Raw genomic sequence first — 15,225 nt, forward strand, 5'->3', positions numbered from 1 at the left:
AGTGGCAAAAATAGGTTATTTATTTAGCGGCCAGGGAAGTCAGTTTCCAGGAATGGGATCTGACTTATATCAAGCAGAGCCTAAATATCAGCAAGTAATTGACACTGCTTCAGAAGTTTTAAATATTGATTTAAGTGATTTATCTGTATTAGATAATCCGGCTAACGTACAAGTTGCCATTTTAGCGATGAGTTATGGAATTTATCAAACAGTTATCGATGATTTACCTAGCGCACAGGGAATGATTGGGCTTAGCCTAGGCGAGTATAGTGCTTTAGCTGCTAGTCAATCCTTAGATTTTGCTCAAGGACTTTCGTTAGTACGAGATCGCTCGCATTATATGGATGAAGCAGGACAACAAAATCCAGGTGCGATGGCTGCAGTATTAAAAATTAATCCAAAGACAGTGATTGAGGTTTGCAATGAGGTAGAAGGAGCTTATCCAGCCAATTTTAATACAAATGCTCAAACTGTTATTGGCGGTACCAAAGCAGGTGTAAAAGCCGCTAGCGAACAATTAAAAGCTGCTGGTGCTAAACGAGTTGTTCCATTAAAAGTGGCAGTTGCTTCACATACACCCTTGATGCAGTCGGCTAGTAATCAGCTTGCTAAAAGATTACAAACAGTTGAGTTTAGTGATCCGATTGTTCCAGTGATTAGTAATACTACAACTAAACAATTTACGGCTGCCAATGTTAAAGCAACTTTACGTGACCAATTAATTAAACCAACTCATTTTAGTGCTGACTTAGAAGAATTAAGAAAATTAAAAGATTTTGACACTTTGATTGAGATTGGGCCGGGTGAAACATTGAGTCGGTTTGCTAAAAAGACACTCAAAGGAATTAAAACTTATCATATTGATAGCGTTACGTCTTTACAGCAGGTTCGTGAAGAGTTGAAAGCGGAGGATTAATGAATGACAGAAGACAAAAAAATTGTATTAGTAACCGGTGGGACCAAAGGAATTGGACTAGCAACTGCACAACGACTTTCCAAAGATCCTACTAATCAAATTGTAATTAATTCACATCGTGAGCTAGCGGATGACGAAAAGGAAGCTTTATTAACGTCATTTTCAAATCCAGTCCAAGTTGTAACTGGTGATGTTTCAAAAGAAGAAGATGCCAAACGTATGATTGATGATTTGGTATCTGAATATGGTCATATCGATGTATTGGTTAACAATGCTGGTATGACACAAGACAAGTTAATGACAAGGATGACTGAAACATCCTTCAAAGACGTTTTAAATACTAATTTAGTAGGAACGTTTAACATGTCTAAATATGCGTTGAAAGCAATGCAAAAAAAACGGGCCGGAGTCATTATTAATATGTCAAGTATTGCTGGAATTCATGGAAATATGGGACAGGCAAATTATTCTGCTAGTAAAGCCGGGATTATTGGTTTGACTAAAACAACAGCTCAAGAAGGATCATTACGTGGAGTTCGTTGTAATGCTGTTGCTCCTGGAATGATTAAAACCGCAATGACTGACAAATTGAGTGATAAAATTATCAAACAATGGACGGAACAAATTCCGTTACATCGGTTTGGTAATCCCGACAATATTGCTGAAACAGTTGAATTTTTGATTAAAAATGATTACATCACAGGACAAGTAATTACAGTAGATGGCGGTCTTACAATGTAAGACTCCGTTTTCTGAAGGAGGAAGCAATAATTGAGTAATAGAGTTGTAGTAACAGGTATGGGAGCAGTATCTCCAGTTGGAAATGACGCTGATGAATTTGTAAGAAACATTTTAGATTCTAAGGTAGGGGTTGCTCCTATCACCGATTTTGATGCTTCAGATACAGGGATTACAGTTGCAGCTGAAGTTAAAGATTTTGATCCAGGTAAACGTTTAACTAAACGTGATTATAAACGGTTAGATAAATACGCACAGTATGCTTTGTATACGGCTAAAGAAGCTATGGAACAAGCTGGCTTAAAAGATGGTGAAAATTATCAGCCAGAAGATTTAGGTGTGATCTACGGTACAGGAATTGGTGGTATTCAAACTATTCAGGAACAAACTGAAAAAGCTTATACCAAAGGTCCTAAGCGAGTTTCACCTTTATTTGTACCTAAATCAATTTCTAATATGGCAGCTGGGAATGTTTCGATGTATTTTGATGCAAGAAATACCTCACAAACAATTGTTAATGCTTGTGCTTCTGGTACCAATGCAATTGGAAATGCTTATGAGTATATCAAAGCTGGCAAAGCCAAAGTGATGATTACCGGGGGTACAGAAGCTGCTGTAACCAAAATGGGAATTGCTGGATTTGCTTCATTGACAGCTCTTTCAACTGCTACAGATCCTAAAGATGCTTCATTGCCATTTGATAAAGATCGTAATGGTTTTGTAATGGGTGACGGTGCTGGAACCTTAATCCTTGAAGATTACGATCATGCTAAAGCTCGTGGAGCTAAAATCTTAGCAGAAGTAGTAGGTTATGGAACTACCAGTGATGCTTATCATTTAACTGCCCCAGATCCAGAAGGAAAAGGTGCTATTGCAGCGATGAAGCAGGCGATTGATGAAGGCGGAATCAAGCCGGAAGAATTAGATTATGTAAATGCTCACGGAACTGCTACTCATGCCAATGATGTGTCAGAAGCAGGAGCAATTGGAAAATTATTTAAAGATAATGACCACCTTAAAACGAGTTCAATTAAAGGAATGATTGGTCATTCACTTGGAGCTGCTGGTGGATTAGAAGCAGTTGCTGTAGTTGGAGCACTTGAAAATGATCAAATGCCTGTTAACGTTGGGATGAAAAATAAAGATCCAGAAATCAAAATTGATTTAGTTAATGATCAAAATAAAAATGCTCCAATTAAGACGGCCATTAGTAATTCATTTGGATTTGGTGGTCATAATGCAGTAATTGCATTGAGAAAGTGGGAAGAAAACTAATGAATGAAGCAGACATTGAACGTTTACTGAGTAAATTCGATAATTCTGGTTTACAGGAATTAAAAATTAATGGTAATGGCGTTGACGTCTATTTCAGTAAATTAGAAAAAAACCAGACTACCACTGTCACACAAAATAATAATGAATCGACTACCAATAATGAAGCTCAGCTAGCTGCTAAAACCGGCAATTATAAATTAAAGGCCCCAATGGTAGGTCTGATTTATTTTGCCCCCAGTCCTGACAAACCAGCTTATAAAGAAGTTGGAAGTCACGTTAAAAAGGGTGAAGTAATTTGTGCAGTTGAAGCAATGAAATTAATTAATGAAGTCAAAAGTCCTGTTAGTGGCACCATTGAAAAACGATTAGTTGATGATGGTGACATGATTGAATATGATCAGCCATTATTTGAAATCAAGGAGGATTAAGATGAGCTTTGATGTTAGCAAATATATTCCTCAGCGTTATCCTTTTGAAATGATTGATAAGATTGTAGCGGTCAAACCAGCTGAATCAGCCGAATCCATCAAAAACATTTCTATTAACGAATGGTTTTTTGCAAATGGAAATCAATTAACATTACCGCACCCAATCATTATTGAATCATTGGCACAAACAGGAGTGGTAGCGATTTTGTCAATGCCTGAAAATGCTAATAAAAATGTTTTTTTTGGTGGGATTAAGCGGGCTGAATTTCAAGATGAGATGCGTCCGGGAGACGTATTGCATTTAAAAGTTGAACTTACTAAATTAAAAAAGAATATCGGTGTTGGACATGGTGAAGTCGTTCGTGATGGTAAAGTGATTGTAGATGCCGATTTGATGTTTGCAATTGAATCATAAGGTGGGGAAAAGATGAAAAAAGTATTGATTGCGAATCGTGGTGAAATTGCGGTTCAGACAATCAGGGCTCTTCATGAATTAAACATGGAGGCAGTGGCTGTTTATTCTACTGCCGATGCAGATGGTTTATTTGTCAAAATGGCGGATGAAGCAATTTGTATTGGAAGCGGGCTGCCAACTGACTCATATTTGAATATGGGTGCGGTACTTGATGCGGCAGTTCTGACTGGTTCAGATGCTATTTTTCCAGGTTATGGATTTCTTTCGGAAAATAGTGATTTTGCTGAATTATGTAAAGAATATGGTCTTAAATTTATTGGTCCAAGTGCTGAAGTAATTGATTTAATGGGAAACAAATCTAATGCTAAAGCTGCTATGAAAAAACTTGGGGTTCCCACAATTCCTGGTTCTGATGGTTTTGTTTCAGACGTTGCTAGTGCAGTAAAAATAGCTGAAAAAATCGGATATCCAGTAATGTTAAAAGCAGCTGCTGGCGGCGGTGGTAAAGGAATTCGAAAAGTTAGTAACCAGTCCGAATTAAAAAAGGCTTTTGTTGACACGAAAAGGGAAAGTAAACTTTCATATGGTGATGATCGTCTTTATCTTGAAAAAGATCTTTCAGATGCTAAACACATTGAAATGCAAGCAATCGCAGATCAGCAGGGGAATGTAGTTTATTTCCCAGAACGGGATTGTTCTTTGCAAAGGAACCATCAAAAAATCATTGAAGAATCGCCCTGTTCTGTGATTTCTCCAGTTGAGCGTGCTCACATGGGCGAAGTGGTAGTGAAAGCCATGAAAGGGATTCATTATGAAAATACTGGAACGTTTGAATTTTTAATGGATACCAAACATCAGTTTTATTTCATGGAAATGAATACTAGACTTCAGGTTGAGCATACGATTACTGAAGAAGTTGCTGGAGTAGAATTAATTAAAACTATGATTACGGTAGCTGCCGGCAAAAAATTACCTTTTACACAAACAGATTGTGGTGTAAAAGGTTATGCATTAGAATGCCGAATTAATGCTGAAGACCCCGCAAATAATTTTCAGCCAACTCCAGGAACGATTCAAGCAGTTCATTTTCCCTTTGGCACTAAAGGAGTTCGAATTGATTCAGGTGTTGAAACTGGTAGCAAGATTTCACCATTTTATGATTCAATGATTGCTAAAATCATTGTTCACATGCCAACTAAAAAAACAGCAGTACAAAAGATGCTGCGTGCTTTAAAAGAATTTGAGATTAGTGGAGTAAAAACTAATCGTGAATTTTTAGTTGATCTTTTACAAGATAAACATTTTTTGGCAGGAGATTTTAATAATCGATATATCGAAGATGTTTTTTTAAAAGATTGGATGAGTCAGCATGGAGAAAAATAAAAAACAAAAATTAAGTTCACAAGAGTTACATAAACGGATGGATAAAGTTCCGGATGTGTGGGTTAAGTGTCCTTTCTGTGGGAAAACAATTTATAAAAAGCAATTAGGTAAGTATCTTGAATGTCCAGATTGTCACTATGCATTCCGAATTGGAGCAAAACAGCGAGTTGAATTACTATGTGATGATTTTGAACCATTTAATTTAGATTTGAAAGCCGATTCTAAATATCAAGATCCTAAATACCTTGCTAAATTAGAAAAAGCTCGAAAAATTACCGGATTAAATGAAGGAGTTTTGACTGGAATTGGTACTATTAACGGTCATCGAACTGCGATTGGCGTAATGGACTGGCGCTTCATTATGGGTAGTTTAGGAACGGCAACTGGAGAATTGTTAGCAAAACTCTTTGAGCGAGCAACCCAAGAAAAATTACCAGTGATTGTGTTTACTGCTTCAGGTGGAGCACGAATGCAGGAGGGGATTGAGTCTCTAATGCAAATGGCCAAAGTTTCAGAAGCAGTTTCTGAGCATAGTAGGGCTGGATTAGTTTATATTAGTTATCTGTGTGATCCAACGACTGGCGGTGTCACTGCTAGTTTTGCGATGCAAGGAGATTTATTGTTATCTGAACCGCATGCTTTGATTGGATTTGCTGGAAGACGGGTTATTGAACGAACCATTCAACAAATTCCCCCTAAAGATTTTCAACGTGCTGAGACATTGCTACATAATGGATTTTTGGATGCAATTGTTAGACGAAACGAAATGAAAACGACTTTAAGTCATATTTTAGCGATTCATGAAGGCGGTGATAAAAGTGAGTAAAGATACTGCCTTTGATCGTGTCTTAAAGGCTCGCTCAAAAGATAAGATTAGTGTTAAAGATTTGATAGCTGGTATTACTGATGATTTTATTGAATTACATGGTGATCGGGCTTATGGCGACGATCCAGCGGTGTATGCTGGGATTGGTTCAATGAATGAGAAACCAGTTACGATTGTAGGAATTCGAAAGGGAGACGACGATCAGACAGATGCTGAAGTACACTTTGGTTCTGCTGAGCCTGACGGTTATCGCAAAGCTTTGCGTTTAATGAAACAGGCAGAAAAATTCAATCGTCCAATTATTACTTTAATTAATACCCCTGGGGCCTATCCAGATGTGGAAGCAGAATATCATGGACAAGGTTATATGATTTCACAGTTAATTATGCAGGGGATGCAGTTAAAAGTTCCATATATTGCTGTGATTGTAGGAGAAGGCGGCAGTGGTGGTGCTTTAGCTTTGGCAGTCGGAGATTGTGTCTGGGCATTTGAAGAAAGCATCTATTCAATTTTATCTCCTGAAGGTTATGCTACAATTCTTTGGAAAGATTCAAGTCGAGTTCGTGAAGCGGCTGAAGTAATGAAATTGACTCCGGAAGATTTAATTAAACAAGGAATTATTGATCGAATCATTCCTGAAATTAGAAATAATAATGAAATGAAGCAGTTTAAAGCCGATTTATTTGGTAAAATAGAAGAGTTAAGTGCGATACCGACTGCAGAAATGTTAAAGAAACGTTTTGCACGTTATCGTAATTTTTAATTATAAGCTAACTAATGAATGTTCTATTTGTTGGTTAGTTTTGTGTTACTTAGACATTTTAAATTGAGAGGATGAGTAGTATGACTACTAATTTATTAAATGGGAAAAAGATTGTTGTCATGGGAGTTGCCAATAAAAAAAGTATTGCTTGGGGAGTTACCCGTGCGATTAATGAGCTTGGCGGTGAAGTGATTTTAACTTATCAAAACGAACGAATGAAAAAGAGTATTGAACGGTTCGTACCAGAAGATACCCCGATGTTCGAATGTGATGTTGCAGAAGATAGTAATGTTGAAAAAACTTTTACAGAAATCCATGATAAATTTGGTAATATTGATGGAGTAGTTCATGCAATTGCTTATGCTGATCCCAAGACTTTAAAAGGTGGAGTAATCAACACCACTAAAGCAGGTTATAATTTAGCCGAAGATGTTAGTGCCTATTCATTAATTTCAGTAACTCGTTATGCTAGTAAAATTATGAATCAACCAGGAAGTATCGTGACTCTCACATATATGGGATCTACATATGCAATTCCAAATTACAACATGATGGGAATTGCTAAAGCTTCGCTTGAATCAGCAATGCGCTATTTGGCAGTTGAATTAGGTGATATGGGGATTCGGATGAATGCTGTATCAGCAGGAGCCGTTAGAACACTTGCTGTTACTGGAGTTAAAGGACATGGTAATTTGTTAAAGACTTCAGAATCTCTTACTACCGATGGTAAAAGTGTAACTAAATTAGAAATTGGAAACGCAGTAAGCTTCTTATTGAGTGATTTAGCAAGCGGAATTACTGGCGATGTAGTTTATGTTGATAAAGGAGTTCATTTATTCTAGGAAAATTACTAGTTTGGATGAGGTTTTGTAGTGAAATTAGATCAGCAAAAAATATTAGAATTAACTAATTTAACTGATAATCACATTTTTATTTTTAAACAAATTGATTCAACTATGATATATGCCCAACGACATTCCTTTGATGGAATTAATTTGGTACTAGCTGGTCAACAAACAGCTGGCAAAGGACAACGTGGACATTCTTTTAATTCACCGACTACTGGGATTTATGCGACTATTATCGTTCCAGCCAAAACTGAATTTTTAAAAAATCCAGGGATGTTGACAGTTGGTGTTGGAGTAGCAGTGCAACAAGCAATTAAGCAAGTCCTTGGTATTGAAACTCAGTTAAAATGGGTAAATGATATCTATATTCGACGACAAAAATGCGGCGGTGTTTTAGTTGAAATAAAAAGTAATGATCAAAATACTGCTGAAAGCTTTATTATTGGCATTGGAATCAATTTAACGTATCATGAATCATTGAAGCAGGTAAATGCGACCGGTTTAACTGACACGGATTTAAAAAAGAATGAATTGATTGCTACCATCTATAATTTGGTGGTTGAAATGTATCAGCATCCGCAACCAAATCAAATTGTGAAAGATTATCAGAATCATTTAATCTGGAAACATCAATTAGTATCAGTTAATTATCGTGGCTTAAAAATGATTGGAAAAATTGACGGGATAACATCTGATTTTAAATTAAGGTTGGTAGATAAGTTTGGTAAGCACCATTTGTTAACTGCTGTTGAATCAGAACATATTCGAGAAATTTAAGCGGTTGGTTGGAGTTAAATTGTATGCAGAAAAAGTTTGATGATAAAAAAATTACAACTAAACAACAAATTATCTTTGGACTCTTTGAAATGATGATGGAAAAACCATATGCAGATATTACAGTTAAAAGTATTTGTGAAAAAGCCGAAGTATCGCGGATGACTTTCTATCGTAATTTTCATACTAAAGAAGATGTGATTTCTGGTCAGATTGAGATGGTTTATTCAACTTTTATTCAACGGTTGATTATTCAAAATCGTTTTACTTTTTATGATGTGGCAACAACTTTTTTTACTATCATTAAAGAAAATCAATTGATGATGGAAGCAATTGTCAAAAATGATTTATCTAATATTTTATTGAGTGTCTTGAGTGAATATATCAAGCAGTTAATTGATGATGAAATTTTAAAAACAAGGGAAAATTCTTCAGAGATGTTAGTAGCCTTGATTTCTGGGGGATTAACCGAAGTGATTATTACATGGACTAAAAACGGAATGAAACAGCCTGTTGATGAATTAGTTATTTTTGCTTCAAAATATATGCATTTTAAAATTAATTAAAAAAAGACTGGAAAATAAAATTCCAGTCTCTTTTTGAATATATATGTATAAAAAAAGATCCCAACCGAAGTTGAGATCTTTTTTAAAAGTTGATTATTCTTCAACTGGAGTAACGTTAGCAGCTTGTGGGCCACGATCGCCATCTTCAACATCCAAAGTAACTTTTTCGCCTTCATCAAGAGTCTTGAATCCGTCTTTGTTAATAGCTGAGAAGTGAACGAATACGTCACCATCGTCAGTTGTAATAAAACCGTAACCCTTGTCAGCGTTAAACCATTTAACAGTACCTTGCTTCATAATATGAAACCTCCATAAAAAAATTTTATTAATGTTGCTTTAGTTTGAATCTAATAAGGAAGTCATTCTATAATAAAACAAAACAAGAAACCTTAAAAACTCGAAACCTATCACACATCTACTTAACTATAACATGGTTTCATAATATGTCAATACAAAACACTAATAAATGTTAAAATATATTAATTAACTAGGAAAGAATGGGGAAAGTTCAGTGAAAACACTAATTATAGTGTCACATCCAGAGTACCAGGAATCAGGAACTCAAGCATTTTTAAAAAAGGCATTAACATCATTTTCAGATATTACTTGGCATTGCTTAGATGAAGAATACGTTAATCAAAATATTGATGTAGAAAGGGAAAAAAAACTCCTTCAAACACATGATCGAATTATTTTTCAGTTTCCTATGTATTGGTACAGTGCTCCCGCATCTTTAAAAAAATGGGAGGATGAAGTTTTAACGCGCTCTTTTACTTATGCTAAAGAGATAGGTGTATTAAAAGGGAAACAATTAGGAATTGTAACGTCGCTTGGGTACCCAGCAAAAGAGTTTCAAGCTGGGAGAACAGAAGGCTTTAGTATTTCTGAAATCGTGATTCCATATCGTGCATTGGCACATCGCGCAGGAATGGAATTTATGAGTCCTTTTGTGATTGATCAGTTTGCTTATATGACCGAAACCCAAAAAGCAGAACTTTTAATTGCTTATCAAGAATATATTACGGCTGCATATCCATTTGACTTTACTGTGCAGCAAAAATGGATTACAACTCAATTAAGCAAATTAGGAACAAATACTTCTACAAAACAAAAAGCAACTTTACAATTAATTATTGAACAGTTAGAACAAAATCAAGATGATTTAGATAGTTTGAAGTGGCAAGTAAAATTGATGCGACAAGAGGAGGAAAAGTAATTTGGAAAATGAGCAATGGTTATTAAAGCAAATTACCGATTTAGCAAAAGACCAGACTTCATTTGATGTTAAGGCGCTTTTAGAAGCTACAAAGCGAACTGTTACAGAACAAGCTAACCGAATTGAACAAACGCAAGCTGAATTAGACGGACGGGCATGGAGTCCTAATAATTGGTAAGAAAAAAAGACCTAAACGGCCTTTCTTACTTATATAATAATTATGCCCAATGATTAATTGGACCAAATTGATGTCCAACATTAATACCGTCTTTGATACATTTATCAACGTATTCTTTAGCGGTACGGATAGCATTTTCTACGGATGCTCCCTTAGCTAATTCAGCAGTAATGGCAGCAGATAAGGTATCGCCTGTTCCGTTTTTATGGGTAGTATCAAAGTATGGTCCAGACATTTCAAATGAGCTTCCGTCTTCTAACAATACGTAATCAGTTACCTCTTTTTGGTCGGCACTATCATGACGTCCTTTTACCATGATATTTTTAGCACCTAATTTTTGCAACTTATGGGCAGCTTTGGATTGGAATTCAGGATCATTTTCATTAATTCCGCTTAATTTAACCGCTTCAAAGAAGTTAGGAGTTAAAACATCAGCTAGTGGGATTAATTTTTTTACAAAAGTGGAATAAGCTTCATTTTCTAGCAACATATCACCATGTTTAGTAATAATTACTGGATCAATAACTAAAGGTCCAAAATCATATTTTTTGAGATTTGCAGCCACCGTATTGATAATTTCAACATCTGCCAACATCCCAGTCTTAGCAGCTTTAATTTTGAAATCATCAGCTAAATCTTTAAATTCTTGATCAATAAAAGAAGCCGGCATATTTACGGCATCATGAATCCCAAATGAATTACCAGCTACACATGCTGTTACAATTGATGCACCATAAACTTTTTTTGCAAAAAACGTCAATAAATCAGCTTGCATTCCTGCGCTACCATCACTATCGCTACCTGCAATTGTTACTACTTGAGGATAATCATTAATCATTTTAGCCACCGCGCTTTCTTTTTCACATGAATTTAATTTGATTTTTACTTGTTTGGTGTATTATAATACAAGAAGCTGTTATTTTGAAGTTAAAAAAGTAAAGGAGTTCTTAATCATGAGAATTTGTCATCCAAATGGCGTTCAAGGTCGTCGTCCGATTGACCAAAAGAAACGTAAAAAAGAACAAAAAAGAGTAGCAGATTTACAAAAGTTAATGAAAGAAAAACCTGCTAAATAATCTAAAAGTTGCATTAGCAACATTTTGTTTTAAAAAAGAGTTGTAAGTTCATTAGAACTTACAACTCTTTTTTATTTAATGCTTTTGTTTTTTTACTTTAGTAGCTTTATTGATATCTTTCTTCTTAGGTTTTGACAATGCACGTAATTGATCTTTAAGAGCATTGATTTCATCTATATGGCTTTCTTTCCATTTTGCAAATGAATTCTTAGAATCAGAATCAGCCGGTTTTAAACCGGTATTGAGCCAAAACATAGCTTCAGACAAGCTTGTGAAGTTATGTAGCCACAGTGTCTGACCGTTTTCTGAATCAAAAGCGACATAGGATCTTGGTTTTTTCTTTAAGAAAGTATGACGTCTGATTTTAAATGCTTCTCTTTTTCTAGTTAAAAAGTAGTCTGGTAAAATATAACTACCCGGAGAGATAAGCTCAGGGAAACGTTCATTACGTTTGGCATGACGATCTCGTAACATTGTCATTGCTTGGTCTGCTGTAATTAATTTAATATTCATATCGGCCATTATTTTTGTCTCCTCCTACTACTATTATTTTTACATAAAAAAGCTAACATGCAAAGGATTTAAGGGAAATCCTTATAAATTATTAATATTTTTTGAAAATGGAGAGATTAGATTGACTAAACCCAAAAAAATTTATGCAGTACGTAAAGGAAAACAACCAGGTATTTATCAAACCTGGGATGAAACTAAACAACAAGTAGATGGTTTTTCAGGTGCTGAATACAAGAGCTTTTTGACTCATCAGGAAGCCAGTGATTATTTGACAGCAACATCTATAAAAAAAACTGGGAAAGTAACTAAAAAAGACACTTTAGATAACTCAGCAAAAACATCTCCTGAAATAATTGTGTTTACTGACGGTGGTTCGCGGAATCACGGAAATGTTGCCGGAGGACATGTTCATAAAGACGATAAAGCAGCCTGGGCATATTTGATTGATTATCATGGCAAGCAGCATTCTGATTCAGCTGGAGAATTTGGTGTTACCAACAATAAAATGGAAATCACTGCTTTAGTAAAAGCGTTACAATGGATGAGTGAAAATCACTTAAATAAAAAGAACATTGGCGTTGTTTCTGATTCTCGTTATGTATTGAATGCCATTCAAAAAGGTTGGTTGCAGGGTTGGAAACGTCGAGGTTGGAAACGAAGTGCTGGACCGTTGAAAAATAGCGAACTGTGGCAGGATTTAGATCAACAACTGCAACAATTTCCTAAGATTCAATTTGCCTGGACGAAAGGACATGCCTCAAATAATGGTAATATATTTGTCGATGAATTATTAAATAAAACAATGGACAACATGTAAGGAGAAAAAATGACAACTGAAAGAGAAAAAATGACCGCTGGCAAACCGTTTGAACAATTTGATCACGAATTGATTAAACGCCGAATCTTAGTACGCGAGATGTTGCAAAAAATTAACAATACTCCTAATAATGAAGAACGAAATACAATGATTAAAGGTTTATTTGCAGAAACTGGTGATGAATTTTTTATCGAAACGGATTTACAATTTGATTATGGATTTAATATTCACATTGGGAATAACTTTTTTGGTAATTATCGTTTAACTTTGATGGATTCTTGTCCAATCACCTTTGGCAAAAATTGTTATATTGGTCCTAATTGCGGTTTGTATACTAATATTCATCCATTGAATGCCAAAGATCGAATTAATGATGTTGAATTAGGAGCCCCAATTACCATTGGTGATAATGCCTGGTTTGGTGGAGATGTAACTATTCTCCCCGGTGTAACTCTTGGAGACAACGTTGTAGTGGGTGCAGGAGCAGTTGTAACGAAATCTTTTGGAGATAATGTCGTAATTGCTGGAAATCCTGCAAAAGTGCTTAAAACCATCGATAATGGACAAAATGATAATTAGACCAATTTCTAGTAAGTGTTATAATAATGGCATAAACTAATCATTTGGTATTGGTTATGCGTACCTAATGGTTCGATATTCGATCCATTAGGTATTTTTTTGTGCAATAACTTATTAATCTAATAGCTTATATTAATCTGAGGAGGATTATTATTTTTAAACGTTTTAATATTGATAAATATGTCTTTATTCCGACAATCCTAATTTTTGCTGTAGCATCGATTATTTTAATTGCTGGCGGATCCGGATTACAGGGCGTGCTTACAGATGCTTTGACTTGGATTACAAAACAAATGGGTTGGGCATATATGATGGTATATATTATCAACTTCATCTTTTTTATGTGGCTGATTTTTAGTAAGTATGGATCGATTCGATTAGGAGACCCGCATTCTAAACCTGAATATAGTAGTTTGCAATGGGGAAGCATGGTGTTTGCTACTGCCATCGATGCTAGTATTTTAATGCTTAGTATGGTAGATCCGATTCGATATGTTTCACAACCGCCATTTGGACTTAAACCTTTTTCTCAAGATGCTTATAATACTGCCCATATGCTTGGTCAGTTTGACTGGGGACCAATGGCATGGATGATGTTTGCCCCTGCCGCAATTGCAATTGGTTATCTTTTATTTGTAAAGAAGGCCAAGGTTCAGCGACTTAGTAAAGCGATTGGATTCATTCAAGGTGATGAAAAGTGGAAATATGCTTGTCGTCAACTGGTTGATTTTATGGTCGTTTTTGGAATTATGGGTGGAGTTGGATCATCAGTTGGAATGGAAATTCCGATTATTTCCAATGTTTTGAGTAGTTTAACTGGGATTCCCGATAATTTAGAATTAAAAATTGCTTTGTTTGCTATTTTGTTTGTGATTTTTGCTTGGACAGTATGGCATGGACTAAATGGTGGAATTGATAAGCTTAGTGATATGCATATTTGGACTGCTATTTTATTTTTAGCTTTTGTGTTGTTGGTTGGTCCCACTATTTATATCTTAAGTTCTGAAACCAACAGTTTAGGTTTGTTGGCAAGTAAGTTTGTTACATTAAGTACTAATACTGTTCCAAATGGAACACCAGATATAGCTAATTCAGAAACTATCTTTTATTGGGGTTGGTGGTTATCATATATGCCAGTCATGGGATTGTTTATTGCTAGAATTTCGAAAGGTAGAACGATTCGCCAGGTCCTACTTGGAATGCTAGCTTACGGTTCAGTTGGCTGTTTGAGTTTTTATGCAATTTTAGGTGGATATTCACTTTGGTTACAAAAAAATGGGGTTATCAATCTAGTACATATCTTGAATACCAAAGGACAAGCCGCTGTAATTACGGCTGTCTTATCAACTTTGCCATTTAAAGTTGTTGTATTTGCAGTTTATTGTATTTCATGTTTTATTTTCCTAGCCACTACGATTTCTTCATCGGCTTATATTGTTTCTTCGTTCACTAGTTTGAAGCTGAAAGATGATCAGGATCCTAGTCAGGTTAATCGAATGACTTGGGTTGTTATCTTTGTTTTATTCGCTTTTGGAATTGTTGTAGTAGGAGGGTTTAATACAATTCAAACTTTCTGTGCTATCGCCGGCTTCCCACTGATGTTCGTCTGTATTATGGTTCTTGTTTCTATTTATCATATGGTTAAAAATGATGAAGGAATTCTTTTGAAAGCACAAGGAATGGATGATATGAGAATCGAAAAGAAAAAAGAAAAAATGCTGCGGTTACGTGCTAAGCACATGACAGAAAAATTAAACCAGCAAAATGATTCTGATGACTAATTAAAATTTAAATTAAAAGCATTATGACAGAATAATATCTGAAATAATGCTTTTTTAATTAGATAAAAACTAATTTATTAAAAATAAACAGGCAAAAAATTAATTATTCGTGCTATGATAATGGTATTAGGAG

The 15,225-nt window shown here is 35.3% G+C and carries 20 protein-coding genes; 17 read left to right on the plus strand and 3 right to left on the minus strand.

The window, feature by feature from the left end; all coding sequences use genetic code 11:
* Positions 1-52: 52 nt before the first annotated feature.
* From AC0GLR_RS01035 to AC0GLR_RS01085, 11 genes are all read left to right on the plus strand, one after another.
* The gene (locus AC0GLR_RS01035) at positions 53-916 is read left to right on the plus strand and encodes an ACP S-malonyltransferase (protein WP_495605395.1); all 864 of its coding nucleotides are present in this window, start codon (positions 53-55) and stop codon (positions 914-916) included.
* A 3-nt stretch (positions 917-919) separates the two neighbouring features.
* Complete coding sequence (fabG, locus tag AC0GLR_RS01040; protein WP_495604975.1) at positions 920-1,657, plus strand: 3-oxoacyl-ACP reductase FabG; 738 nt, start codon at positions 920-922, stop codon at positions 1,655-1,657.
* Between the two features lie 30 nt (positions 1,658-1,687).
* On the plus strand, positions 1,688-2,929 hold the full coding sequence (gene fabF / locus AC0GLR_RS01045; protein ID WP_495604976.1) for a beta-ketoacyl-ACP synthase II: 1,242 nt from the start codon (positions 1,688-1,690) through the stop codon (positions 2,927-2,929).
* On the plus strand, positions 2,929-3,357 hold the full coding sequence (locus tag AC0GLR_RS01050; RefSeq protein WP_495604977.1) for an acetyl-CoA carboxylase biotin carboxyl carrier protein: 429 nt from the start codon (positions 2,929-2,931) through the stop codon (positions 3,355-3,357). The genes fabF and AC0GLR_RS01050 overlap by 1 nt, the downstream gene beginning before the upstream one ends.
* 1 nt (position 3,358) lies before the next feature.
* Positions 3,359-3,772 carry a 3-hydroxyacyl-ACP dehydratase FabZ family protein gene (locus AC0GLR_RS01055; protein WP_495604978.1) on the plus strand — a complete coding sequence of 138 codons (414 nt, stop codon included), beginning with the start codon at positions 3,359-3,361 and terminating at the stop codon, positions 3,770-3,772.
* Positions 3,773-3,784: 12 nt separating this feature from the next.
* Complete coding sequence (locus AC0GLR_RS01060; RefSeq protein WP_495604979.1) at positions 3,785-5,155, plus strand: acetyl-CoA carboxylase biotin carboxylase subunit; 1,371 nt, start codon at positions 3,785-3,787, stop codon at positions 5,153-5,155.
* On the plus strand, positions 5,142-5,981 hold the full coding sequence (locus tag AC0GLR_RS01065; RefSeq protein WP_495604980.1) for an acetyl-CoA carboxylase carboxyltransferase subunit beta: 840 nt from the start codon (positions 5,142-5,144) through the stop codon (positions 5,979-5,981). The genes AC0GLR_RS01060 and AC0GLR_RS01065 overlap by 14 nt, the downstream gene beginning before the upstream one ends.
* On the plus strand, positions 5,974-6,744 hold the full coding sequence (gene accA, locus AC0GLR_RS01070; RefSeq protein WP_495604981.1) for a carboxyltransferase subunit alpha: 771 nt from the start codon (positions 5,974-5,976) through the stop codon (positions 6,742-6,744). The genes AC0GLR_RS01065 and accA overlap by 8 nt, the downstream gene beginning before the upstream one ends.
* An 80-nt stretch (positions 6,745-6,824) precedes the next feature.
* Complete coding sequence (fabI, locus tag AC0GLR_RS01075) at positions 6,825-7,586, plus strand: enoyl-ACP reductase FabI (protein ID WP_495604982.1); 762 nt, start codon at positions 6,825-6,827, stop codon at positions 7,584-7,586.
* Positions 7,587-7,616: 30 nt separating this feature from the next.
* Complete coding sequence (locus AC0GLR_RS01080) at positions 7,617-8,369, plus strand: biotin--[acetyl-CoA-carboxylase] ligase (protein ID WP_495604983.1); 753 nt, start codon at positions 7,617-7,619, stop codon at positions 8,367-8,369.
* Between the two features lie 23 nt (positions 8,370-8,392).
* On the plus strand, positions 8,393-8,932 hold the full coding sequence (locus AC0GLR_RS01085) for a TetR/AcrR family transcriptional regulator (protein ID WP_495604984.1): 540 nt from the start codon (positions 8,393-8,395) through the stop codon (positions 8,930-8,932).
* Positions 8,933-9,025: 93 nt separating this feature from the next.
* Here the strand turns inward: AC0GLR_RS01085 and AC0GLR_RS01090 are convergent, their stop codons facing one another.
* The gene (locus AC0GLR_RS01090) at positions 9,026-9,229 is read right to left on the minus strand and encodes a cold-shock protein (protein WP_054645962.1); all 204 of its coding nucleotides are present in this window, start codon (positions 9,227-9,229) and stop codon (positions 9,026-9,028) included.
* Positions 9,230-9,443: 214 nt separating this feature from the next.
* Here AC0GLR_RS01090 and AC0GLR_RS01095 point away from each other — a divergent pair, with 214 nt between their 5' ends.
* Together AC0GLR_RS01095 and AC0GLR_RS01100 are read left to right on the plus strand one after the other, a co-directional pair.
* Positions 9,444-10,148 carry an NAD(P)H-dependent oxidoreductase gene (locus tag AC0GLR_RS01095; RefSeq protein ID WP_495604985.1) on the plus strand — a complete coding sequence of 235 codons (705 nt, stop codon included), beginning with the start codon at positions 9,444-9,446 and terminating at the stop codon, positions 10,146-10,148.
* A 1-nt stretch (position 10,149) separates the two neighbouring features.
* The gene (locus tag AC0GLR_RS01100) at positions 10,150-10,326 is read left to right on the plus strand and encodes a hypothetical protein (RefSeq protein WP_495604986.1); all 177 of its coding nucleotides are present in this window, start codon (positions 10,150-10,152) and stop codon (positions 10,324-10,326) included.
* A gap of 40 nt (positions 10,327-10,366) precedes the next feature.
* Here AC0GLR_RS01100 and thiD read toward each other — a convergent pair whose 3' ends face one another.
* Positions 10,367-11,164 (minus strand): bifunctional hydroxymethylpyrimidine kinase/phosphomethylpyrimidine kinase, encoded by a 798-nt coding sequence (gene thiD / locus AC0GLR_RS01105; RefSeq protein ID WP_495604987.1) that lies wholly within the window; start codon positions 11,162-11,164, stop codon positions 10,367-10,369.
* A gap of 115 nt (positions 11,165-11,279) precedes the next feature.
* Here thiD and AC0GLR_RS01110 point away from each other — a divergent pair, with 115 nt between their 5' ends.
* Complete coding sequence (locus AC0GLR_RS01110; protein ID WP_263850448.1) at positions 11,280-11,402, plus strand: hypothetical protein; 123 nt, start codon at positions 11,280-11,282, stop codon at positions 11,400-11,402.
* Positions 11,403-11,477: 75 nt separating this feature from the next.
* Here the strand turns inward: AC0GLR_RS01110 and AC0GLR_RS01115 are convergent, their stop codons facing one another.
* Positions 11,478-11,924: a hypothetical protein gene (locus AC0GLR_RS01115; protein WP_495604988.1), complete on the minus strand. Its 447-nt coding sequence runs from the start codon at positions 11,922-11,924 to the stop codon at positions 11,478-11,480.
* 112 nt (positions 11,925-12,036) lie between these two features.
* Between AC0GLR_RS01115 and AC0GLR_RS01120 the strand changes: the two genes are divergently transcribed.
* From AC0GLR_RS01120 to AC0GLR_RS01130, 3 genes are all read left to right on the plus strand, one after another.
* Positions 12,037-12,732 (plus strand): ribonuclease H family protein, encoded by a 696-nt coding sequence (locus AC0GLR_RS01120; protein WP_495604989.1) that lies wholly within the window; start codon positions 12,037-12,039, stop codon positions 12,730-12,732.
* A 9-nt stretch (positions 12,733-12,741) separates the two neighbouring features.
* Positions 12,742-13,311, plus strand: a complete 570-nt coding sequence (locus AC0GLR_RS01125; RefSeq protein WP_495604990.1) for a sugar O-acetyltransferase — start codon at positions 12,742-12,744, stop codon at positions 13,309-13,311.
* Positions 13,312-13,499: 188 nt separating this feature from the next.
* Entirely contained in the window at positions 13,500-15,092 is a 1,593-nt protein-coding gene (locus tag AC0GLR_RS01130) for a BCCT family transporter (RefSeq protein ID WP_495605396.1), read from the plus strand.
* Positions 15,093-15,225: the final 133 nt, after the last annotated feature.

The organism is Fructilactobacillus sp. YLN 2412, from assembly GCF_059488745.1.